A 20,480-nucleotide genomic window follows, 5' to 3' on the forward strand; every position below is an offset into this window, starting at 1 on the left:
GTTCGATCAATAAAACATCAACCGCGTTTCTTCCAGATCGGCGCACATCGCCTTGTCGTCCGGATCGATTCCCAGCTTGACGAAGGCCGGTACGCTGAAGGGGTCGATTCGCGAGATCGGATGCTTGGTGTCTTTGAAGCAGTACAGGCTGGCCACCTGAACCAGGTCGACATAATCGATCTGCGCGGACTGTCGCTTGAAGTCCAGGTAAAGCTGCGGCACCTGCACCAGTGGTTCCGGAAACTCCCAAACGCGCAGCAGCTTGTCGCCGAGCAATGGATGTATGCGGTCAATCACATGATTGAGGCTGACCGGATCGGACAGCAGTTCATAGTGATCTTCGGCATACGTCAGGATCGGCAAGATACCGATCTGGTGCACCAGCCCGCCAAGGGCCGCCTTGTCGGGCTTGAGCTGGGTGTAGTGGCGGCACAGCGCGTAGCTGACGCCGGCGATTTCCAGGCTTTTGCGCCAGACATCGCGCATTTTCTGTTCCACTACCTCGGAGCGGGCATGGAAAATCTGTTCCATGACCAGGCCGATCGCCAGGTTGCTGCTGTAGTTGATGCCCAGGCGGGTGATTGCCGTGTGCAAATCGGTGACTTCCTGCGCCGCGCGCAGCAGTGGGCTATTGACCACCTTGATCAGGCGTGCCGACAGCGCGGCATCGCGGCCAATCACTTTGCTCAAGCTACCGATACTGATTTGCGGGTCTTCGGCGGCCTTGCGAATCTGCATGGCCACTTCCGGTAACGTTGGCAGAACCAGGTCATCGTTATCGATGGCCTCAACCAAATTCTGTTGGACCTTTTCCGCCAGCTCACTCATTACGCTTCTCTAGGTGTTGCAAAAAAGTACTGCGCTTAACGCTGGATTTCGCGATCGCGGTCCAGTTCGTACGGCAGGTCGAGCAAGTGCAGGGCCGGGCCGTCGAGGGCGCCCAGATGAATGTCGCCGCCTTCGGCTGCTTCCGCTTGCAACACGGCCAGCAGTTCGATGTGACCGGTAGCATTGGCGGCCAGCACCACTTCACCGATCGAGCTGCCGTGACTGGGGGCAAACAGTTGGGTGCCGGGCTCCGGTAGTTCGTCGGCAACCAGTTGCAGGCGATACAGGCGGCGCTTGAGTTTGCCCAGGTATTGCATGCGCGCGACGATTTCCTGGCCGGTATAGCAGCCTTTCTTGAAACTCACGCCGCCGACGGCTTGCAGATTGAGCATCTGCGGAATGAACAGCTCACGGGTGCTTGGCATCACTTGGCCTATCCCGGCCCGAACCTGGCCCAGAAGCCATTGATTGAGCTCCCCTTCGCTCAGTTGGGCGGACAGTTTGCCCTTGATGTCATCGGCTTGATCGGCCGCCACCCACAGCTCGGCGCGTTCGGGCGAGACGCGAATGGCGATCAAGCGGTCATTACGCACGACGCTGTCGGTGTCTTCCGGCAGTTCAAGGCCGAGGCTTTTCAAGGCCTCATCGCCTTGCTCGACGCCGAAGCGAACCCAGGCCGCGCTTTCATCGGTCAACTTGGACTTGGAAAACACCGCGTATTTTTTCAGGTCCGCCAATTGCGGTTCGAGTAATCCGCTGGCCATCGCCAGGAGTACGCCGTCACCTTCAAGCAGGATGCGGAAGCTCGACTGCATCCGGCCTTTCTGCGTGCAACGTGCGCCAAGGCTGGCCCGGGTGTCGCTCAGGTAATTGAGGTTGCAGGTCAGTTGGCCTTGCAGGAACTTGCCGGCGTCCGCGCCGCGGACCGCCAGGACACCTTCATGAGACAGCGTGCAGAAAAAAGCAGAATCGGCCATGGGTCATCGCAGGGTAAATAGTCTGGCGGACATGATAAGGGGCTGCCCTTGAAATGGGTAGTTCACAAAGGATCGTCCGTGCCCGACCAAAGCCGACTGTTCGATGAGGCGCGGCGCTGTATACTTGCGGCCTATTTGAGGAGCGCTCCATGGTCGAAGATGTTGAACTGAATCGCCTCTACTGGCACAGCCGCCGCGGCATGCTTGAGCTTGACGTGCTGCTGGTGCCATTTGTGAAAGAGGTTTATCCGCACCTCAACGATGTTGATCGCGCCTGCTACGTCAGGCTGCTCGAATGCGAAGATCAGGACATGTTTGGCTGGTTCATGGAACGCGCCGAATCGGAAGATCCTGAGCTTCAGCGCATGGTTCGCATGATCCTGGACCGTGTCCAGCCCAAGTAACGGGTTCGAATGCCGCTGGCACGCCTCGCGGCAGTTGCTGGCGGCGTATCTTGTGGCCCAGCTGTTCGCGTTGGGTTCGCTGTTTCTTCTCGCCATGCCACTCTGGGCCACTCTGCCCGGCGTTTTTTGCTGCCTGCTGCATGGTTTTTGGGTATTGCCGCGTCAGATCCTGTTGACGCGCCCGCAAGCATTTTGCGGTTTGCGGCGCGATGGCGATGGCTGGCAGTTATGGAATCAGGCGCGGGGATGGCAGTCGGTGCAATTGCGCCCGGACAGCCTGGCATTGCCATTGGCGGTGGTGCTGCGTTTTCGCCTGCGGGGTGAGCGGCGCACCAGGACTGTTTGCGTGCCCCGGGATTCGCAGGCGGCGGATGTGCACCGACGCCTGCGGGTGCGGCTCAAGTTCACTCGGCGTAGGTGGACGGCACCAGGATAGTGTCCAGGGCAACCGGCAGCATCTTCGGATAATCGAGGGTGTAATGCAGGCCGCGACTCTCCTTGCGCTCCATCGCTGAGCGAATCATCAACTCGGCCACCTGGGCCAGGTTGCGCAACTCGATCAAGTCCCGGCTGACCTTGTAGTTGCTGTAGAACTCGACGCGATGAGGCTAAACCCAATGGATACAGGGGTTTCAGCCGATGACCACCAACCAGCGCACCCAAACTGGGACAAACCTGTTACAAACTGCCCTCGCCAAGCCGTACCACTATCGCCGGTCTGGTCGCTATTACCTTCGCCTTCGCCCTCAAGGGACCGCTAAGGGCTTCTTCACGCTATCGCTCAGGACCACCGACAAGGCAACCGCAATGACCATCTCCCACGACATCCTCAAGACCCTCAAGGCGTACCACTTCGACAACCCTGAGGTCACTTGGGACGAACTCCGTGAGCGTCTCTTAGACATCGCTGTGTCCTGCCTGACAATGGCCCATGGTGATAGCTCGCTGGTGGCTTACGAGATGATCAACGATGAGCACCATGAGGCTCTCCGTGAGGCCAGCGCCAAGCTGCCATTAAGCGTCAACCAGCAACGGGCAGTGGGCAAGGCATTGGAGATCATTGAGGCGTCTCAAGAGCGCCTGAAGGGTAGGCCAAGCAAGCTGGTCGAAATCGTAGAGGGTCTGAAGGCTGAAGTTTGTAGCACGCCAGTCCCCCTTTCTCCGTCTCTATCTGTATTACCGTCCGAGCCTTTAACCTTCGAGGCCCTCTCTGCGCTGTACATGGACGAGCATAAGGAATATGCGGGGGCCAACACCATACGAGACGTGAAGTCGTCCTGTAAGACCATCGCTGAGATCCTGGGTGACTTGGACCTGAGGACCCACACGAGGGAGGACATGAAGAACCTCAAGGCCAATCTCTTTGAGGGCCGCGTGGCAGGTACTGTGAAGAAGATCCTGACCACGCTATCAACGGTGATGAAGTGGGCCGTGAACAACGACTATCTCACCAAGGCGCTCACGGATGGCCTGAAGCCTACCAAAGGCGCTGAAAGCTCCCGAAAGGCGTTCTCTCAGGATCAGGTCAAGGCCCTCATGGCTCACGCTAAGTCGTTTCCAGTGGACGCATGGCAGCGCTGGGCATTGTCCCTTGGGGTCATCGCTGGGACCCGTATCGAGGAACTCAGGCAGTTGACCAAGGCCGATGTAAAGCAGGTCGCTGGCGTATGGGTGATCGACATCAACAGGAACGATGGTAAGACAGCCAAAACCAAGAACGCTCTGAGGGTCATTCCGCTGACCGATGGAGCCTATGGGTTTGACCTTCAGGCGTTTCTTGAGTTTGTCGAGAAGGCTAACTCCCGGCTTTTCACGCTCGGAGCTGGTCAATTCTCTGCGGTTATCAATGGGACCCTTCGGGATGTCCTGAGCCTGAAAGCCGACCGGACCCAGACTTTCCATTCGTTGCGGCACTCGTTGGCCAGGGCTTTAAAGGCTGCTGAGATTCCTGTGGGCACCGCTGAGTCGATCTTGGGGCACGCTTCGGGGTCGATCAGCTACGACCTCTATGGCGCTGGTAGTGCCGTGGAGATTGGCCGTATGGCTGAGGCGTTGAAGACCGCCTTACTCTGATGGCATGAAGGGTCTACCTGAAAAACGTAAGCCTGCTTTGAAAAGCGCAATTTCATGGGCATCGAACTGGATGTCCTCGTAGGCCACGCTGAGCATGGGATGTTGTTCGTGGCGGTTCAAGTGGTTCGTTCTGCTGGCTTAAAAGATCCGGCCAGACCAGTGGCATGACTTTGTATGCGTCAGCATCTATCAGGTGGTGGTGTCTCTGTGCCATTATTGCGACTATTTGGCCCAAAGACTGAATGTAAAGAAGGGATTCTATGTCGCCTGCACCCTACCGGTTCATGACTGAACTGTCCGAATTTCAGAGCCTGGGAGTGCAGTGCCCTCCCGCTGGCGCTGTTCCTCGGGATGTACTTGCCTGGAGGTGGGTAGCTAACCCACTCACAGGTCAATGCTTTGACCCACCGGCGGTACGAAACCCAACAAGGTTACTCGAGGACCCGCATAAAGCCTGCGCTTCGTGGGCACTTTCGCTACACCTCTCTCATGAGCAAAGCCTTGCGGCATTCAAGGGCTTAGAGAAGAAGATAAAGAAAATTCGCAAGTTATTTGGGGATCACGTGGCGAATGTATACGTCACGCAGGCGGATGGAGTTTGTACTGCACCGGATAGATCAGGTCACTTTGATCTTCATCAGTATAAAACCAGCGCAGTCCATGAAAACATTGCAGGTATGAGCCCTATCCCATGTCCGATTCCTTGAGCCTCCCAAAAGTTAACGGGACGAAGATAGAGTCGAAATTCTTCTCCAAACATTCTTGGAATGCCGACCTCATCGAATTCGACGGCCCACTGCTGAGTTTGTATAAAGGTGAGTTTGACGAAGACCTGCTATACGTTTGGCTGGACTGCAGTCCTACTAAAAACCGGTGGGGCGTAATCCCCATCTCGAGAACAAACCTGCGGGAATACTTAGAGTGCACAATTTCACTCAGGGATGTTTTTCAGGCTTCGAGGTGGATAGTCATATTCCATACGGGGTCTGCGCCGAACCGGAGGAACTCACCTATTCGCACCACTTGGCAAGCCCTTGAGGAATACTTACCTGATGATGACTCGTACTTAGTCCCTGAGATCTCCACCGTGGCTGCCCAGCGGCTCGCCCAGGAAGTGTGTGAGGAGTATGCTCTTGGCCTTGATGGGGACATGTACATTGATGACATTGCCTCCATACCAAGGACTTATCAGCAACTCTACTCCTTCCATTATGGATTAGAGCACCTGCATAGAAGTGCCGTCAGGGCTACTCTGGACCGCCTTGCGAACAATTGGACAGGCGGCTTCAGCGCCGTTCATCTCTTCACCGGTCTCAATCAAGTTACACCATCGATTCATCGAGCGCAGGTAACTGAGATGAGATACAACTCGCCAGGGCATATAAAGCTCGATTTGCTACCCCAGTTAGCAAAGCGCATTGAGGTGGCGGCACGTCAGATTGCGGATGATGTAGCATTTCAAGGTCTGGAGGAGTTTTATGCAAGCACTTACAGATATTTTAAGGAAAACAACATTTCCGGGTTTGATGACGAGACTGACGGCAAAACCATAAATCTTACCCCTGGGGTCGTCAAACGACTAAATGAGTTGGTAGATTTCTTTTTCAGACTGATGCACTGGCAAGACTATCGTGAGCAGTTTAGTGCGCTGCAGGTTGGCCCATTACATCAGCTGAGAGCTTTGCTGGCGTACTATAGGAGACTAAGGAAGCTCAGACCTTATCTTGCGACAGATCGCCTGCTGTTAGGCCAGTCTAAGTTAGCAGTTCAACCTGTTTGATTTTAGGCTCGGGCGAGCTTGTTAGCTCGCAGTTCGCCCTTGCTTTAGTGCTCGTTGAACGCTGCTTAGACTTATGCCGAGCTCCTCAGCAGCTTCGCGGAAGCTCGGAGGCTGCCCCTTGAGGTAGTCCGTGCGGCGCTACCTACGCGAAGAGGCAGTTCAGCGGGTAGGCGTGTAGGAGGGGCCCTTATGGGCCTTGATCTACAGAATTGAATTTACCCTCACTATTGCGATATACACTCTGGCTCTGGTTGAGGTGTTATCGCTTCTGGGCCAGAAACCCTCACTATGGCTACAGAGGCAATCTCTAAGGCACCCTACCGTCCACCATCATGGGCGACCGAGACGACCGAGACGACCGAGACGACCGAGACGACCGAGACGACCAGCGCGATCACCTTTGACGGGAGGTCTGCCAAGCGCTCAACCGTCCCCGGTAAGCAGACCTCAGCGTCTGGCTCCAGTAGGAAGGAGCGATCATTGATATTGCTGACCATAAATCGGTGCCTCTCAAGGGTATCGCTGGGAAGCCTTGCACGGGATTGGGGCTACCGTGTATTGCTCAATGGTCACGGGGGCCTTAACTTAAAGATCCTTAAAGACTGCTCATTGAGCAACTCTAATTATTATTCTTTAAATAGATCTTTGCTCTTATCTAAAAGATTTCTAAAGTGCTCTTTAGGTAGGGATTGGTCTACCGAATATTACAATCCCATTCTTTCCGTTGCCTCAAACGAGGGTCTGTGCGCTATCACTTTAAACTTGATGGTCTCCCTATCGTAAATTTCAGACTTCAAGATGACGCTTCGCCAGCGTGACGCTTTTCTGAACTGCGTTACTCAGGGCTGAGAGGTGAGTTTTGTACGCTTCATCGTAAGGGGTTCTGTCAAAGGTTTTGAGCCAATTTTCTTGGCTTGTCATTCGAGCAATTCGCTGGTCAAAGATGAATTTAATCAGCGGTTGTTGGGCCACCATAATGGCCAGGACTTCTGCCGTAAGCTCGGGAAAATATAGGCTCTGAAGCATGCGAGCTTCAATAAGAGGTGAGGGCGCATCATGTTCTTCGTTACGAAAGATCAGTGCTTCGTACTTATCGCTAAGCCACTGGGGGTGTGCATAAAGAGCTTTAACAATGGCTTCAGCTTTGGCAACTAAAAGTTTATTTCTCTCGCGTCGTGAAGATAGGAAGTGGACGACGACTTGACCTGATATACCACCCACTATAGCCAATGCGCCGCCGATAATAACGGGTAATGAATTGGTAAAGACCTCATATACGGTAAGGGAAGTAGTCATTCGAGACCTCGTTCGATAAGATTTTACTCAGTCTGGCATAGCCAATAACAGGGTAGCCTGCCCCAGTTCCCTCAGACTCTATTGCCTCTAATAAACCTAATCGCACAAAAATCTCTGGGAGAAGGCTTTGGGGATTTCGTGTGCGTTCTACTCGGCGGCAGTGAAAGGTGTCCGCCTCGCTGAGCTATCGCGAAGGTCGCAACGGTGACGCATGGAAGATCCAAGCGACCCGCGACGATGCCCACCAGTGCTGAGACGTTGAGATCATGACTTTCGTGGACGTCGTGACTAAAGGCAAAGTCTGCGTGAAGCGGACTTCTGATGGTCTCCAGGCCGAGGCTGTGGCGTTCCCGATGATTACTCGCATCACTCCGAGCTGATCGCAAAGAGCCCCGTAAGGCCGACCCGATGTGGGATCGGCTGGGGTGCTCACTTCGCAAAACCTCACAGTGGGGAGGGGCAACGCTTTTCGCAGTCCAGATCTAAACCACCAACTTCGCTTCAACCCTTTCGCCCGTCGCTGGGCAATCAACCAAACAGAGTCTTTCTGATTGTTCCCTGAGCCATTCGCCAGAGCCCTTGTCGTGGGCCTCTGTGCTGGCCTGTGGGAGCGAACTCAGGGAGCAATCAAAAGGAGACACGACCTATGTTTACCAATACTCAATCCGAACTGCTGCCTATCGTTATCGAGGGGCACACCTTCAAGCCAAACGGTGAGGGCCTGTGGAGTCTCACGGAAATCAACAAGGCTCTACCTGACCTGACAAAGCCACCTGCTCAATGGCGTGGTCGTGATCGTGATTACTTCGAGCGATGTGCAAATTTGCATACCGTTCATGGTGACAGTGGGGGCACCTACGCGACGGAACGGGCAACTATCGCCTACGCCATGGCCTGTTCATTGGACTTTTATGTGATGGTCGTAGATGCCTTCGTCGCCATGCGTAACAGAGCTGTCAGGGAGGTTCGCCTTAAGGATGCCCTCTTAGACGCCAACATGCCCAAGGCTTCGACCCTCGACTTGAAAGCGCGAGGCGCTGGTCTGACATGGACTGAAGCCTGTCGTGTGGCTGGTATCCAACAACCACGCCTTGCCCTTGAGGCTCTGGTCTCCGTGGGCGTCTTTGTGTACCCGGTGGACAACTTTGGAACTCGTGAGGGCTCACCTCGACCACCGAAGTCCAGCTTTGAGGCAGGCGCTTTTGTGAAGGTCTCATCGGACTTTGGGAACCGTGAAGGTTGGCGAGTGAAGCCAAGCGGTCTGGATTGGCTCCGTAGCAAGACGGAAAAGATCAACCTTAGGGTGGCTGAAGTGAAAGCCGGTAAGGACAAAGCCCGGCGAGATACCAAGGTACGACTCAAGGAGAACCTCAAGGCGTCCTTGCCGGACTACTGATTCAAGAGTCCCGAAAAGTTGAGCTCTCCCGCTAACCATCACCCACAAGGAGAGTCCAATGGACACCTTACAGGCTGCGTATCTGGTCTGCGTGGTGGTCCATTTGGCCTGGTGGCTGTGTGGGCACCTCAAGGGACCTTAACGAGAAATACAGAAAATTTCCGAGCCCCCATCTCATAGAACAAACCCGTTCAGGTTCCCCCCGTGCGGCCCTCGTAGGTGCGCGATAAGGCCGCCTCACGGGCAGGCAATAAGGACCCCAGCGACGGGACAAAGATGGCCCAAAGCTGTTACAAAACGGATCCTCGCCGTGCTACGCTCAGGGCTCCTAACGTGCCTCATCTGGTCGGGGTAAGGATCGTATCCTTCGCCTCTGGCAGCATCTCTGGATAGTCCAGCGTGTAGTGCAGACCCCGAGATTCCTTGCGTTCCATCGCTGACTGGATCATCAGTTCGGCCACCTGAGCAAGGTTCCTCAACTCAATCAGGTCTCTGCTCACTTTATAGTTGCTGTAGAACTCATCGATTTCGTCAAGCAGCAAGCGCACGCGGTGCTGGGCCCGTTGCAGGCGCTTGTTGGTGCGCACGATGCCGACGTAGTCCCACATGAATCGCCGCAACTCATCCCAGTTGTGCGCAATGATCACGTCTTCATCGGAATCGGTCACCTGGCTCGCGTCCCAGACAGGCAGGGCAGCGGGAGCCGACACCTGCGGCAACTGTTCCAGGATGTCAGTCGCTGCCGAGCGGGCGTAGACGAAGCACTCCAGCAAGGAGTTGCTGGCCATGCGGTTGGCACCGTGCAGGCCGGTGAAGCTGGTTTCGCCAATCGCGTACAGCCCTGGCACATCGGTGCGGCCGTGTTGATCGACCATGACGCCACCACAGGTGTAGTGCGCCGCCGGAACCACCGGAATCGGCTGTTTGGTGATGTCGATGGAAAATTCGAGGCAGCGTTCGTACATCGTCGGGAAGTGCGACTTGATGAACGCTTCGGACTTGTGGCTGATGTCCAGGTACACGCAGTCGATACCCAGTCGCTTCATCTCATGGTCGATGGCCCGGGCGACGATGTCCCGCGGCGCCAGTTCGGCTCGGGGGTCGAAGCGCTGCATGAAGCGTTCGCCATTGGGCAGCTTCAGGTGTGCACCTTCTCCGCGCAAGGCTTCGGTGATCAGGAAACTCTTGGCTTGCGGGTGATACAGGCAGGTAGGGTGGAACTGGTTGAATTCCAGGTTCGCCACCCGGCAGCCCGAACGCCAGGCCATGGCGATGCCATCACCGCAGGCACCATCGGGGTTGCTGGTATAAAGGTAGACCTTGGCTGCGCCGCCGGTGGCAAGGATCACGAAGCGGGCGCCGTAGGTGTCGACTTCCCCCGTGCCGCGATTGAGCACGTAGGCTCCCAGGCAACGATCACCTTCCAGGCCCAGGCGCTTTTCGGTAATCAGGTCGACCGCGACCCGTTGCTCCAGCAACTCGATGTTGGGCCTTTGTTGGGCTTGGGTGAGCAGCGTTCGGAATATCGCCGCCCCGGTGGCGTCGGCTGCGTGGATGATGCGGCGATGGCTATGACCGCCTTCACGGGTCAGGTGGAACTCGAATCCACCGTCTTCAGTGCCGGACTGTTCGTCGCGGGTGAAGGGTACGCCCTGGTCGATCAGCCATTGAATGGCCTCTTTGCTGTGCTCGACGGTGAAGCGCACGGCGTCTTCATGACACAAACCGCCGCCGGCGTTAAGGGTGTCATCGACGTGGGACTCGACGGTGTCGGTGTCATCCAGGACGGCGGCGACCCCTCCCTGGGCCCAGAACGTCGAGCCATTGGCGAGGTCGCCTTTGCTCAATACGGCGATGCGCAAATGACCCGGCAAGGTCAGCGCAAGGCTCAAGCCGGCAGCACCGCTGCCAATTACCAGGACATCGTGTTGAAACTGTTGGCTCATTTCAGGATTCCGCTCAAAGCGACCCGGGTCGGGGTAGGCGCCAGACATCTTGACAGGCATGCCCGGCAGCCGCACAGCCCACTAGTATATAGAGGGGGGGAGCGGCACAATAGCCGAGCCGATATGGCATTGTGAAACTACTGTGACGGTAAACTGGTGACGCTTCGTCGGATGTTTTTTCCACCGGTTCGGCTACAAGCGAACTGTATCGTGGATTTAACACTCTTTTTCGCTCCAGGGTTGCACAATGTCGGTTCTGCCAAGCTATAAATATTTGAACTTTTGCCAAAGGCCCAAGATCAATAGTCGGTTGCCTGAATCAAGGGACAGTGTCGGTTTCATCGCTGGATCGCGGTTGGGTCCTTGCCGGTCAAGCCGATGACAAGATTATTCGCGCAGCCGGGGAATCTCGCGCTGCGCTTTTCGTGCGTGCCGAATCAGAGCCCGCAGGAAACTTGCCTGGAGGGGGAGAACTTTTGCGAAAAGCCCGAGTCTATGTTTGCAAGCCCGGTCGTTTAGTAATGCAAGCCTCCTCCGAGCTTATCGAGGAGTGTTCATGCTAACCCAGGAAGAGGATCAGCAGCTGGTCGAACGCGTTCAACGCGGCGACAAGCGCGCATTCGATCTGCTAGTGCTGAAATACCAGCACAAAATTCTCGGGTTGATCGTGCGTTTCGTGCACGACACCCATGAAGCCCAGGATGTAGCGCAGGAAGCCTTTATCAAGGCCTATCGCGCACTTGGTAATTTTCGCGGAGACAGCGCGTTTTATACGTGGCTTTACCGCATCGCCATCAACACGGCGAAGAACTATCTGGTTTCACGCGGCCGTCGGCCGCCGGATAGCGATGTCAGTTCCGAGGATGCAGAGTTCTACGATGGCGATCATGGCCTGAAGGATCTCGAGTCGCCAGAACGGGCTTTGCTGCGGGATGAGATCGAAGGCACTGTCCATCGAACCATTCAGCAACTGCCAGAAGATTTGCGTACGGCGTTAACTTTACGCGAATTCGATGGTCTGAGTTACGAGGACATTGCGAGTGTCATGCAGTGTCCGGTGGGTACCGTGCGCTCCCGGATTTTCCGCGCCCGGGAGGCCATCGATAAAGCCCTGCAGCCGTTGTTGCAGGAAAACTAAAGACAGCGGCGACAGCCAAGAGAGGAACGCCATGAGTCGTGAAGCCCTGCAGGAATCGCTGTCCGCAGTGATGGATAACGAAGCGGACGAATTGGAATTGCGTCGGGTATTGAATGCCTGCGACGATGTTGAAACCCGTGAAACCTGGGCTCGTTATCAGATCGCTCGGGCGGTGATGCACAAGGATCTCCTGCTGCCACGCCTGGATATTGCCGCGGCTGTTTCTGCTGCATTGGCTGATGAAGCCGTACCGGCAAAAGCCACTCGTGGTCCATGGCGCAGCCTGGGTCGCCTGGCCGTTGCCGCTTCGGTGACACTGGCGGTACTGGCAGGTGTTCGTCTGTACAATCAGGACGAGATCGCTGGCGTTGAACTGGCGCAGCAATCCACTCAACCTGGCCTGGCTGTTCCACAAGTCAAGGGCCCGGCTGTTCTGGCAGGCTACAATGAGAATTCGGAAGCCACTGGCCCCATGGCCAATGGCGTATTGCAAGGTCAACCAGGCTTGAACGATCAGCGTCTGCCAGGCTACTTGCGCCAACATGCTCAACAGGCTGCACTGAAAGGTACTGAGAGCGCTCTGCCTTACGCTCGTGCAGCAAGCCTGGAAAACCGATAAGGAGGATCATGCGCGCCATACCTCTACTTACGCTATTGCTCAGTGGCTGGTTCGTTGTTCCAGCCCACGCCGATCAGGCTCAAGACTGGTTGACCCGTCTGGGCCAGGCCGAGCAGAAGCAAAGCTTTCAAGGTACTTTCGTCTACGAGCGTAACGGTAGTTTCTCTACCCACAATATCTGGCACCGTGTCCAGGATGGCCAGGTCCGCGAGCGTTTGGTCCAACTCGACGGGTCCGCCCAGGAAGTCGTGCGCGTTGATGGAAAGACTCAATGCGTCAGCGGCAACCTGATGGCAGGGCTGGGAGATACTTCCAGCTCCGCTGCTCGTGCACTCGATCCACAGAAGCTCAAGAATTGGTATGACCTTGCTGTCATCGGCAAGTCGCGCGTGGCCGGTCGCCCGGCAGTGATTGTTTCGCTGACGCCGCGTGACCAGCACCGCTACGGTTTTGAACTGCATCTTGATCAACAAACCGGCCTGCCTCTCAAGTCATTGTTGCTCGATGACAAGGGACGGCTGCTGGAGCGCTTCCAGTTTACTCGACTCGATCCCGTCGCGGTCCCGACCGACAGTGACCTGCAGCCAGGCGCGGATTGCAAGGCGGTGAAGCTCGTTAGCGACAAGGCTTCGGCGGTCAAGGAGGCACGGGTCTGGCATTCGGACTGGTTGCCGCCTGGTTTTGAGCTGACCAGCAGTACGGTCCGCAAGGATCCCGAGACCAAGGCTCAGGTCAGCAGCTTGATGTATGACGATGGTCTGGCGCGGTTTTCAGTGTTCCTTGAGCCTTTGAGTGGGTCCGGGGCTGCCGATACACGCACTCAACTGGGGCCAACCGTTGCCGTTTCCCGGCGTTTGAGTACGCCTCAAGGCGAGATGGTTGTGACAGTGGTGGGCGAGATCCCCATAGGCACTGCAGAACGGATTGCGTTATCCATGCGCACCGACGCTACTGCAACCCAGCAGTGACGTGAAATCGAAATGTTTCGTGAGCATTTCAATTTGCAAATCCCTCCAATATTTTTTATAGGTCAGAGCCCCTCGGCTCTGGCCTTGTTTGTTGTTCCCGGAACAAAAATACCGGCGTATCTTTCTCGGTGTTCCTTGCTCCATATCGCTTAACCATGCTCGTCGTAACGGGAGCCGTATGTCGATACCACGCTTGAAGTCTTACCTCTCCATTTTTGCCACCGTGCTGGTGCTCGGTCAGGCGGTCGCCGTTCAAGCGGTCGAATTGCCTGACTTCACGCAACTGGTCGAACAGGCTTCGCCTGCGGTGGTGAATATCAGTACCACGCAAAAGCTGCCTGACCGCAAAGTGAACCAGCAGATGCCTGACCTCGAAGGCTTGCCGCCGATGCTGCGCGAGTTTTTCGAGCGTGGCATGCCGCCGCAGCCTCGGTACCCCCGTGGCGATCGTCAGCGCGAAGCGCAATCGTTGGGTTCAGGTTTCATCATTTCGCCTGACGGCTACATCTTGACCAATAACCATGTGATCGCCGATGCCGACGAAATCCTCGTGCGTCTGTCCGACCGCAGTGAAATGAAGGCCAAGCTCATCGGCACCGATCCTCGATCCGATGTGGCGTTGCTAAAAGTCGAAGGCAAGGATCTTCCGGTCCTGAAGCTGGGCAAATCCCAGGATCTGAAAGCCGGGCAATGGGTTGTAGCCATCGGCTCGCCATTCGGTTTCGACCACACCGTGACCCAGGGCATCGTCAGTGCCGTCGGCCGCAGTCTGCCGAATGAAAACTATGTGCCGTTCATCCAGACCGACGTGGCAATCAACCCGGGTAACTCGGGTGGGCCGCTGTTCAACCTCAACGGTGAGGTGGTCGGCATCAACTCTCAGATCTATACCCGTTCCGGCGGCTTCATGGGCGTATCGTTCGCGATCCCTATCGACGTGGCGATGGACGTTTCCAACCAGCTCAAAAGCGGTGGCAAGGTCAGTCGTGGATGGTTGGGTGTGGTGATCCAGGAAGTGAGCAAGGACCTGGCCGAATCGTTCGGCCTGGACAAGCCGGCCGGTGCGCTGGTTGCGCAGATCCAGGATGACGGCCCGGCTGCCAAGGGTGGACTGCAAGTCGGCGATGTGATCCTGAGCATGAATGGCCAGCCGATCATCATGTCCGCCGATCTCCCGCACCTGGTTGGCGCCTTGAAGGCGGGTTCCAAGGCTAATCTGGAAGTGATTCGCGAAGGCAAGCGCAAGAATGTCGAGCTGACGGTTGGCGCTATCCCGGAAGAAGGTAAGGAGCTGGACGACCTGCCGCTGTCGAGCATCGAGCGCAGCAGCAACCGCCTGGGCGTCTCCGTGGCGGAGCTGACGGACGAACAGAAGAAAACCTACGACCTCAAGGGCGGTGTGGTGATCAAGGAAGTCCAGGACGGCCCGGCGTCGATGATCGGCCTGCAGCCCGGCGATATCATCACTCACCTGAACAATCAGGCGATCGGTTCGGCCAAGGAGTTCACGGACATCGCCAAGGCGTTGCCGAAGAACCGCTCGGTGTCAATGCGCGTACTGCGCCAGAACCGTGCGAGCTTCATCACCTTCAAGCTGGCTGAATAAACAGCTGGTTCGCTAAATGAAAAACCGCCTCGAAAGAGGCGGTTTTTTTTGGGGGGGGGCTTTCACCTGTCTCACGCCATTCCCTGTAGGAGCTGCCGCAGGCTGCGATCTCTTGATCTTGCTTTATTAAAATCAAAAGATCGCAGCCTGCGGCAGCTCCTACAGGTTGTGTGTTATCCGGGTTTTGTTGAAGCGTCAGCCCATCATGTCCTTGATCATGCGTTCCTGCTCCATCAGCTCTCGCTGGCGGGCATCGATTCGCGAGGCCAGCGGGAAATTGTTGCCGGCCTTGCGCTTGGCAAAATCGAGTTGCTGGATGGCCTGGCGATAGTCGCCCACCAGCGCGAAATACTCGGCTCGCGCCTGGTGCAGGCCGATGATGTTGCCTGACAGTCCGCGGGTTTCGGCAACCTGATACCACACGTCCGGATCGTCCGGGCGCGACTTGAGCAGGCCTTCGAGTGCTTTCTCGGCATCGGCGGCGCGGTTCTGTTTCAGCAGCAGGTCAACGCGTACCTGGTTCAGTGGATAATTGCCGGGGTATTGCGTCAGCATCCGGTCAACCCTGGACTGTGCATCCGGCAGGCGATTGTTGGTGATGTCCAAATCGACCTGGGCGAGGTTGTAGATAATCTCGTTCGGCGCCTTGGCCAGCAGCGGTTTGAGGTTTTCCCGTGCTTCGTTCAGTTGACCGCCTTTGATCTGCGCAATCGCAAGACCGTAGCGCGCCGCATCGTTTTTCGGATTTTCCTCCAGCAGGGCGCGGAAACGCTTGGCGCCCAGGCCTGGGGTTTCTTCGTAGATCAACTGAACCCGCGTACGAATCAACTGATAACGCAGGGTGTCTTCGATGCCGCCCTGGGGGGCCTGCTCGGCACGGTTACGGGTGTCGGCGATTCGCGATTCGGTCACCGGGTGAGTCAGCAAAAATTCCGGTGGCTTGGCGTCGAAGCGGTATTGGCGCCCCAGGCGTTCGAACATGGTTGGCATGGAGCGGGGGTCGTAGCCGGCCTTTTCCAGGTTGAGGATGCCGATGCGGTCGGCTTCCTGTTCGTTCTGGCGAGAGAATCGCCGCTGTTCCTGGATGGCCGCCGCCTGCGTGCCTGCAATCGCCGCAATACCGGCATCGCCGGCGCCGGCCGCGGCAATCACGATGCCGGCCAGCAACGCGGCCATCATCGGTACCTGCATGCGCTGCTGGGCCTCGACACCGCGGGCAAAGTGGCGCTGCGACAAGTGAGCCAATTCGTGAGCCAGTACCGAGGCATATTCGCCTTCGGTCTGCGCATTGAGGAACAGGCCGCCGTTGACCCCGACGATCCCGCCTGGGGCCGCGAACGCGTTGAGCTGTGGGCTGTTGATCAGGATGAACTCCAGGCGCCGGTCATTGACCTGGCTGGTCTCCACCAGGCGGTAGACGCTGGATTCAACGTAATCCTTGAGCTGCGGGTCGTTGAGCTGTGCTACCTGGCTGCGCAACAGGGCAAGCCAGGCGCGGCCCAACTGATACTCCTGTTGCGGCGAGACGATGGCAGAACTGGCGTCACCGAGTGACGGCAGGTCGTCGGCGAAGCCCGGTGAGGCGAGCAGGCAAGCGAGCGTCAGCAGGGTGGGGCGCAAAAAAGTCATGCACAAGGCCTTAGTCGACAAAGAGCTTACTGTAGCCGGACACCAGCCTTGCGACCAGATATTCTAGGCAGCTCAACCACCTGAACCGGAGTGATGCAATGATCGACGCTGTAGCCCATGACGTTGAACTCGACGCCAGTGGCCTCAATTGCCCGCTGCCGTTGCTCAAGGCCAAGATGGAGCTCAACCGGATGGCCAGTGGCGCGGTGCTCAAGGTCATTGCCACCGATGCAGGCTCGCAGCGTGATTTCCGCACCTTTGCCCGATTGGCAGGTCATACGCTGCTTCGTGAAGAAGATGAAGCGGGCATTTACCGTTACTGGTTGAAAAAAGCCTGAAACCTGCTGCGTTCGATCTTAAGGATTATTGATGTTCAAAGTGTTGCGCGACTGGATTCAGCGCTATTTCTCAGACGAAGAAGCCGTGGTTCTGGCAGTCCTGTTGTTCCTGGCATTTACCGCCGTGCTGACCCTGGGCGGCATGCTGGCGCCAGTGCTGGCGGGGATGGTGCTGGCTTACCTGATGCAGGGCCTGGTGGTGAGCCTGGAACGAGTGCGCGTGCCGGGCGGGGTCGCGGTGGGGCTGGTCTTCGCCCTGTTCATGGGATTGCTGCTGGTGTTCCTCGTGGTCGTGGTGCCGTTGCTCTGGCATCAACTGATCACGTTGTTCAACGAATTGCCCGGCATGCTCGCCAAGTGGCAAACCCTGTTGCTGCTACTACCTGAGCGCTATCCGCATCTGGTGTCCGATGAGCAGGTGCTACGGGCCATTGAAGCGGCGCGGGGCGAGATCGGCAAGTTTGGCCAATGGGCGCTGACGTTTTCGCTGTCGAGCCTGCCGTTGCTGGTCAACATCATGATCTACCTGGTGCTGGTGCCGATCCTGGTGTTCTTCTTTCTCAAGGACCGGCAAATGATCGGCCAGTGGGTGCGCGGCTACCTGCCCCGTGAGCGCGCGCTGATCACCCGCGTCGGCCGCGAGATGAACCGGCAGATCGCCAACTACATTCGTGGCAAGGTCATCGAGATTTTCATTTGCGGCGGGGTGACCTACATCGCCTTTGTCGTCCTCGAACTCAACTACGCGGCCCTGCTGGCCTTGTTGGTGGGCATCTCGGTGGTCGTGCCCTACGTCGGGGCGGTGGTGGTGACCGTGCCGGTGTTCCTGATTGCGCTGTTCCAGTGGGGTTGGAGCGATCAGTTCATCTATTTGATGGCGGTCTACGGGATTATCCAGACGCTGGACGGCAACGTGCTGGTGCCACTGTTGTTCTCGGAAGCGGTAAACCTGCATCCAGTGGCGATCATCTGCGCGGTGTTGTTGTTTGGCGGGCTGTGGGGGTTCTGGGGCGTGTTCTTCGCGATTCCCCTGGCGACGCTGTTCAAGGCCGTATTGGATGCGTGGCCGCGCAAGGAGCCGATTGTGGCGCCGCTGCTTTAACGATCATCCCCGATCATTTCGTGGGGCTGATGGCCTCTTCCCGAGCAGGCTCGGTCCCACAGTTGATCCGCTTAACTGTGGGAGCGAGCCTGCTCGCGAAAGCGTCAAGACAGGCATCGAAGAAATCAGGCCTTGTTCAATGCCTGGGCCGCCGCGAGAACCGCATCCACATGCCCCGGTACCTTCACGCCACGCCATTCCTGGCGCAACACACCATCTTTGTCGATCAGGAACGTGCTGCGATCCACGCCCATGTATTCCTTGCCATAAAGCTTTTTCAGCTTGATCACATCAAACAGCTGGCACAGCGCTTCTTCCTTGTCGCTGATCAGTTCGAAAGTGAATGCCTGCTTGGCCTTGAAGTTCTCGTGGGACTTGAGGCTATCGCGGGACACGCCGAACACCTCGGTGTTGGCGGCCTTGAAGGCGTCCAGTTGGTCGCGAAAGCCCTGGCCTTGGGTGGTGCAGCCCGGCGTGCTGTCCTTGGGGTAGAAGTAGATCACTACCTGCTTGCCTTTTAGATCTGCGAGACGCACGGTTTGCCCGCTGGTGGCGGGTGCTTCGAAATCGGCAACCGGTTGGTCGAGTGCAACGGCCATGATGTTTCCTTACATTGGGTTCTGTGGGCGCCACGGTTCGATCAGGGCATCGAGGTTCAGCGCGTCGGCAAAGTCCAGGAACTGGTCGCGCAACCAGCTGATTTGCACGCCGGCCGGCAAGGTCACGGTAAACGTGGCATTGAGCATGGTGCCGCCGGTCTGGGGTGCCTGGTAGGTGTCACAGGTCAGGTTTTCCAGTTCGACGTTGTGGTCCATGAAGAACTGGCACAGCTCGTTGATGATGTCCGAGCGGTAGGCAGAGCTGACATACGCCACGTAGGGCAGGGCCTGGGGACGGTTCTCCAGGGCAGCGCTGCGCACCACGTTGACGGTAAAGGCGTGCCGTTTTGCCAAGGTCGGCAGGCTGCCCTCCAGGCGAGCCAGGGCGTCCCAGGTGCCGGAGATTTCGAGGACCAGCGCACTGCACTCGCCATGACGCGTCAGGCGGGAGGTGACCACGGCGCAGCGATTTTCATGGCTGGCGCGGCACAGGACGTTAGTCAGCTCCATGGGGTTGGCGCCGAGGGCACTGATGACAAGGAATTGTTCGCGAACTGTGGGGGTGGACATGCAGCATTCCTAAAGCGATGAGCGGTCGGTACTTCTATCGGCTGGTTTTGCCGGGAGCGAGCCTGCGCATGCGAATCATCAAAGCCCCGGGCACAAGGTCACAACGTGGCTCCAGAGTGGCAGGAGCGGGGGTGGCAACGCTGGATCGGGGGCTTGAGATGTCGAAAATGGAGGCGCGAACCCGAAATACGAGCTTAGCAGTATCGATCAAAGTCTGAAGGGTAGCGAAAAGCAGCGCCAAGGGGAATGGCGGCAGCGCAGTACTTCGCTTGTGCAAGCATCTTGGCGCCAGTACCATTACGGCTCTCTTTTTCCGGCAGGAGCGGTTGCATGATTGCGGGCAGTATGGTGGCACTGGTCACACCCATGGATGCACAAGGTCGTCTCGACTGGGACAGCTTGAGCAAACTGGTGGACTTTCACCTGCAAAACGGCACCCACGCCATCGTGGCGGTCGGCACCACAGGTGAATCGGCCACCCTTGATGTGAGCGAACACATCGAAGTGATCCGTCGCGTAGTCAAGCAGGTCAACGGTCGCATTCCGGTCATCGCCGGCACCGGCGCCAACTCGACCCGCGAGGCGATCGAGTTGACCACCAATGCAAAGACCGCGGGCGCCGATGCCTGCCTGCTGGTCACGCCTTACTACAACAAGCCGACCCAGGAAGGCCTGTACCAGCACTTCAAGGCGATCGCCGAAGCCGTCGACATCCCGCAGATCCTCTATAACGTGCCAGGCCGCACCGCCTGCGACATGCTGGCCGAGACCGTGATTCGCCTGTCGAGCGTCAAGAACATCATCGGTATCAAGGAAGCCACCGGCGACCTGCAGCGCGCCAAGGCCATCATCGATGGCGTCGACAGCAACTTCCTGGTGCTCTCCGGTGACGATGCCACCGCGGTCGAGCTGATCCTGCTGGGCGGCAAGGGCAACATTTCGGTGACGGCCAACGTCGCCCCGCGTGACATGGCCGACATGTGCATCGCCGCGCTGAACGGCGAAGCCGAGAAGGCGCGCGCCATTCACCAAAAGCTGATGCCACTCAATAAAACCCTGTTTATCGAGTCCAATCCAATTCCCGTGAAATGGGCGCTGCATGAGATGGGCCTGATGCCGGACGGAATCCGTCTGCCGCTCACCTGGCTCAGCGCTGAATGTCACGAACCGCTGCGGCAGGCCATGCGCCAGTCCGGCGTCCTGGTTTAATT

General features: G+C 57.2%; 19 protein-coding genes and 1 pseudogene. 12 read left to right on the top strand and 8 right to left on the bottom strand.

Going from position 1 to position 20,480, the window contains the following annotated elements; genetic code table 11:
- Window positions 1–6: 6 nt before the first annotated feature.
- Window positions 7–828: an HDOD domain-containing protein gene (locus HGP31_RS07310; protein WP_168757384.1), complete on the bottom strand. Its 822-nt coding sequence runs from the start codon at window positions 826–828 to the stop codon at window positions 7–9.
- A 35-nt stretch (window positions 829–863) separates the two neighbouring features.
- The gene (gene ygfZ / locus HGP31_RS07315) at window positions 864–1,805 is read right to left on the bottom strand and encodes a CAF17-like 4Fe-4S cluster assembly/insertion protein YgfZ (protein ID WP_168757385.1); all 942 of its coding nucleotides are present in this window, start codon (window positions 1,803–1,805) and stop codon (window positions 864–866) included.
- Between the two features lie 149 nt (window positions 1,806–1,954).
- Here ygfZ and HGP31_RS07320 point away from each other — a divergent pair, with 149 nt between their 5' ends.
- Both HGP31_RS07320 and HGP31_RS07325 read left to right on the top strand, forming a co-directional pair.
- Window positions 1,955–2,209, top strand: a complete 255-nt coding sequence (locus tag HGP31_RS07320; protein WP_020797795.1) for an FAD assembly factor SdhE — start codon at window positions 1,955–1,957, stop codon at window positions 2,207–2,209.
- Window positions 2,193–2,645, top strand: a complete 453-nt coding sequence (locus tag HGP31_RS07325; RefSeq protein ID WP_042955419.1) for a protein YgfX — start codon at window positions 2,193–2,195, stop codon at window positions 2,643–2,645. Before HGP31_RS07320 ends, HGP31_RS07325 begins: the two co-directional genes overlap by 17 nt.
- Here HGP31_RS07325 and HGP31_RS07330 read toward each other — a convergent pair.
- Window positions 2,614–2,805, bottom strand: a pseudogene (locus HGP31_RS07330) (L-aspartate oxidase); the annotation flags it as partial. The gene HGP31_RS07325 and the pseudogene HGP31_RS07330 sit on opposite strands and share 32 nt — an antisense overlap.
- 43 nt (window positions 2,806–2,848) lie before the next feature.
- Between HGP31_RS07330 and HGP31_RS07335 the strand changes: the two are divergent.
- Both HGP31_RS07335 and HGP31_RS07340 read left to right on the top strand, forming a co-directional pair.
- Window positions 2,849–4,282, top strand: coding sequence for a tyrosine-type recombinase/integrase (locus tag HGP31_RS07335; protein WP_168757386.1), 1,434 nt, complete (start codon window positions 2,849–2,851; stop codon window positions 4,280–4,282).
- Between the two features lie 691 nt (window positions 4,283–4,973).
- On the top strand, window positions 4,974–6,062 hold the full coding sequence (locus HGP31_RS07340; protein ID WP_168757387.1) for a hypothetical protein: 1,089 nt from the start codon (window positions 4,974–4,976) through the stop codon (window positions 6,060–6,062).
- A 786-nt stretch (window positions 6,063–6,848) separates the two neighbouring features.
- Here HGP31_RS07340 and HGP31_RS07345 read toward each other — a convergent pair.
- The gene (locus HGP31_RS07345; RefSeq protein WP_168757388.1) at window positions 6,849–7,358 is read right to left on the bottom strand and encodes a hypothetical protein; all 510 of its coding nucleotides are present in this window, start codon (window positions 7,356–7,358) and stop codon (window positions 6,849–6,851) included.
- Window positions 7,359–8,004: 646 nt separating this feature from the next.
- Between HGP31_RS07345 and HGP31_RS07350 the strand changes: the two genes are divergently transcribed.
- Window positions 8,005–8,754 (top strand): hypothetical protein, encoded by a 750-nt coding sequence (locus HGP31_RS07350; protein ID WP_168757389.1) that lies wholly within the window; start codon window positions 8,005–8,007, stop codon window positions 8,752–8,754.
- 338 nt (window positions 8,755–9,092) lie between these two features.
- Here the strand turns inward: HGP31_RS07350 and nadB are convergent, their stop codons facing one another.
- A complete protein-coding gene (gene nadB / locus HGP31_RS07355; protein ID WP_168757390.1) occupies window positions 9,093–10,700 on the bottom strand; it encodes an L-aspartate oxidase in 1,608 nt (535 codons plus the stop codon).
- A 556-nt stretch (window positions 10,701–11,256) separates the two neighbouring features.
- Between nadB and rpoE the strand changes: the two genes are divergently transcribed.
- The 4 genes from rpoE to HGP31_RS07375 all read left to right on the top strand — a co-directional run bounded on the left by rpoE (window position 11,257) and on the right by HGP31_RS07375 (window position 15,031).
- Complete coding sequence (gene rpoE / locus HGP31_RS07360) at window positions 11,257–11,838, top strand: RNA polymerase sigma factor RpoE/AlgU (protein ID WP_003172477.1); 582 nt, start codon at window positions 11,257–11,259, stop codon at window positions 11,836–11,838.
- A 31-nt stretch (window positions 11,839–11,869) separates the two neighbouring features.
- Window positions 11,870–12,457, top strand: a complete 588-nt coding sequence (locus HGP31_RS07365) for a sigma-E factor negative regulatory protein (protein ID WP_033044142.1) — start codon at window positions 11,870–11,872, stop codon at window positions 12,455–12,457.
- An 8-nt stretch (window positions 12,458–12,465) separates the two neighbouring features.
- On the top strand, window positions 12,466–13,425 hold the full coding sequence (locus HGP31_RS07370; protein WP_020797800.1) for a MucB/RseB C-terminal domain-containing protein: 960 nt from the start codon (window positions 12,466–12,468) through the stop codon (window positions 13,423–13,425).
- Between the two features lie 178 nt (window positions 13,426–13,603).
- Window positions 13,604–15,031, top strand: a complete 1,428-nt coding sequence (locus HGP31_RS07375; RefSeq protein WP_020797801.1) for a DegQ family serine endoprotease — start codon at window positions 13,604–13,606, stop codon at window positions 15,029–15,031.
- A 195-nt stretch (window positions 15,032–15,226) separates the two neighbouring features.
- Here the strand turns inward: HGP31_RS07375 and HGP31_RS07380 are convergent, their stop codons facing one another.
- On the bottom strand, window positions 15,227–16,660 hold the full coding sequence (locus HGP31_RS07380) for a M48 family metalloprotease (RefSeq protein ID WP_020797802.1): 1,434 nt from the start codon (window positions 16,658–16,660) through the stop codon (window positions 15,227–15,229).
- A gap of 98 nt (window positions 16,661–16,758) precedes the next feature.
- On the opposite strand from HGP31_RS07380, the gene HGP31_RS07385 reads away from it, so the two are divergent.
- Entirely contained in the window at window positions 16,759–16,998 is a 240-nt protein-coding gene (locus tag HGP31_RS07385) for a sulfurtransferase TusA family protein (RefSeq protein WP_020797803.1), read from the top strand.
- A gap of 31 nt (window positions 16,999–17,029) precedes the next feature.
- Entirely contained in the window at window positions 17,030–18,100 is a 1,071-nt protein-coding gene (locus HGP31_RS07390) for an AI-2E family transporter (protein WP_020797804.1), read from the top strand.
- A gap of 125 nt (window positions 18,101–18,225) precedes the next feature.
- On the opposite strand, the gene HGP31_RS07395 is transcribed toward HGP31_RS07390, so the two are convergent.
- Together HGP31_RS07395 and HGP31_RS07400 are read right to left on the bottom strand one after the other, a co-directional pair.
- Window positions 18,226–18,699, bottom strand: a complete 474-nt coding sequence (locus HGP31_RS07395) for a peroxiredoxin (protein ID WP_008055978.1) — start codon at window positions 18,697–18,699, stop codon at window positions 18,226–18,228.
- 9 nt (window positions 18,700–18,708) lie between these two features.
- A complete protein-coding gene (locus HGP31_RS07400; protein ID WP_020797805.1) occupies window positions 18,709–19,269 on the bottom strand; it encodes a glycine cleavage system transcriptional repressor in 561 nt (186 codons plus the stop codon).
- Window positions 19,270–19,599: 330 nt separating this feature from the next.
- On the opposite strand from HGP31_RS07400, the gene dapA reads away from it, so the two are divergent.
- Window positions 19,600–20,478 carry a 4-hydroxy-tetrahydrodipicolinate synthase gene (dapA, locus tag HGP31_RS07405; protein WP_020797806.1) on the top strand — a complete coding sequence of 293 codons (879 nt, stop codon included), beginning with the start codon at window positions 19,600–19,602 and terminating at the stop codon, window positions 20,476–20,478.
- The last annotated feature ends 2 nt before the right edge of the window (window positions 20,479–20,480 follow it).

This window comes from Pseudomonas umsongensis, from assembly GCF_012647205.1.
Taxonomy (GTDB): Bacteria; Pseudomonadota; Gammaproteobacteria; order Pseudomonadales; family Pseudomonadaceae; genus Aquipseudomonas; species Aquipseudomonas umsongensis.

Coding starts and splice junctions, on each gene's coding strand:
- HGP31_RS07390 (WP_020797804.1), top strand. CDS start 17,030: ATGTTCAAAGTGTTGCGCGACTGGATTCAGCGCTATTTCTCAGACGAA.
- HGP31_RS07375 (WP_020797801.1), top strand. CDS start 13,604: ATGTCGATACCACGCTTGAAGTCTTACCTCTCCATTTTTGCCACCGTG.
- HGP31_RS07385 (WP_020797803.1), top strand. CDS start 16,759: ATGATCGACGCTGTAGCCCATGACGTTGAACTCGACGCCAGTGGCCTC.
- HGP31_RS07310 (WP_168757384.1), bottom strand. CDS start 828: ATGAGTGAGCTGGCGGAAAAGGTCCAACAGAATTTGGTTGAGGCCATC.
- HGP31_RS07335 (WP_168757386.1), top strand. CDS start 2,849: ATGACCACCAACCAGCGCACCCAAACTGGGACAAACCTGTTACAAACT.
- HGP31_RS07350 (WP_168757389.1), top strand. CDS start 8,005: ATGTTTACCAATACTCAATCCGAACTGCTGCCTATCGTTATCGAGGGG.
- HGP31_RS07400 (WP_020797805.1), bottom strand. CDS start 19,269: ATGTCCACCCCCACAGTTCGCGAACAATTCCTTGTCATCAGTGCCCTC.
- HGP31_RS07320 (WP_020797795.1), top strand. CDS start 1,955: ATGGTCGAAGATGTTGAACTGAATCGCCTCTACTGGCACAGCCGCCGC.
- HGP31_RS07395 (WP_008055978.1), bottom strand. CDS start 18,699: ATGGCCGTTGCACTCGACCAACCGGTTGCCGATTTCGAAGCACCCGCC.
- nadB (WP_168757390.1), bottom strand. CDS start 10,700: ATGAGCCAACAGTTTCAACACGATGTCCTGGTAATTGGCAGCGGTGCT.
- HGP31_RS07370 (WP_020797800.1), top strand. CDS start 12,466: ATGCGCGCCATACCTCTACTTACGCTATTGCTCAGTGGCTGGTTCGTT.
- HGP31_RS07345 (WP_168757388.1), bottom strand. CDS start 7,358: ATGACTACTTCCCTTACCGTATATGAGGTCTTTACCAATTCATTACCC.
- ygfZ (WP_168757385.1), bottom strand. CDS start 1,805: ATGGCCGATTCTGCTTTTTTCTGCACGCTGTCTCATGAAGGTGTCCTG.
- HGP31_RS07365 (WP_033044142.1), top strand. CDS start 11,870: ATGAGTCGTGAAGCCCTGCAGGAATCGCTGTCCGCAGTGATGGATAAC.
- HGP31_RS07340 (WP_168757387.1), top strand. CDS start 4,974: ATGTCCGATTCCTTGAGCCTCCCAAAAGTTAACGGGACGAAGATAGAG.
- dapA (WP_020797806.1), top strand. CDS start 19,600: ATGATTGCGGGCAGTATGGTGGCACTGGTCACACCCATGGATGCACAA.
- HGP31_RS07380 (WP_020797802.1), bottom strand. CDS start 16,660: ATGACTTTTTTGCGCCCCACCCTGCTGACGCTCGCTTGCCTGCTCGCC.
- rpoE (WP_003172477.1), top strand. CDS start 11,257: ATGCTAACCCAGGAAGAGGATCAGCAGCTGGTCGAACGCGTTCAACGC.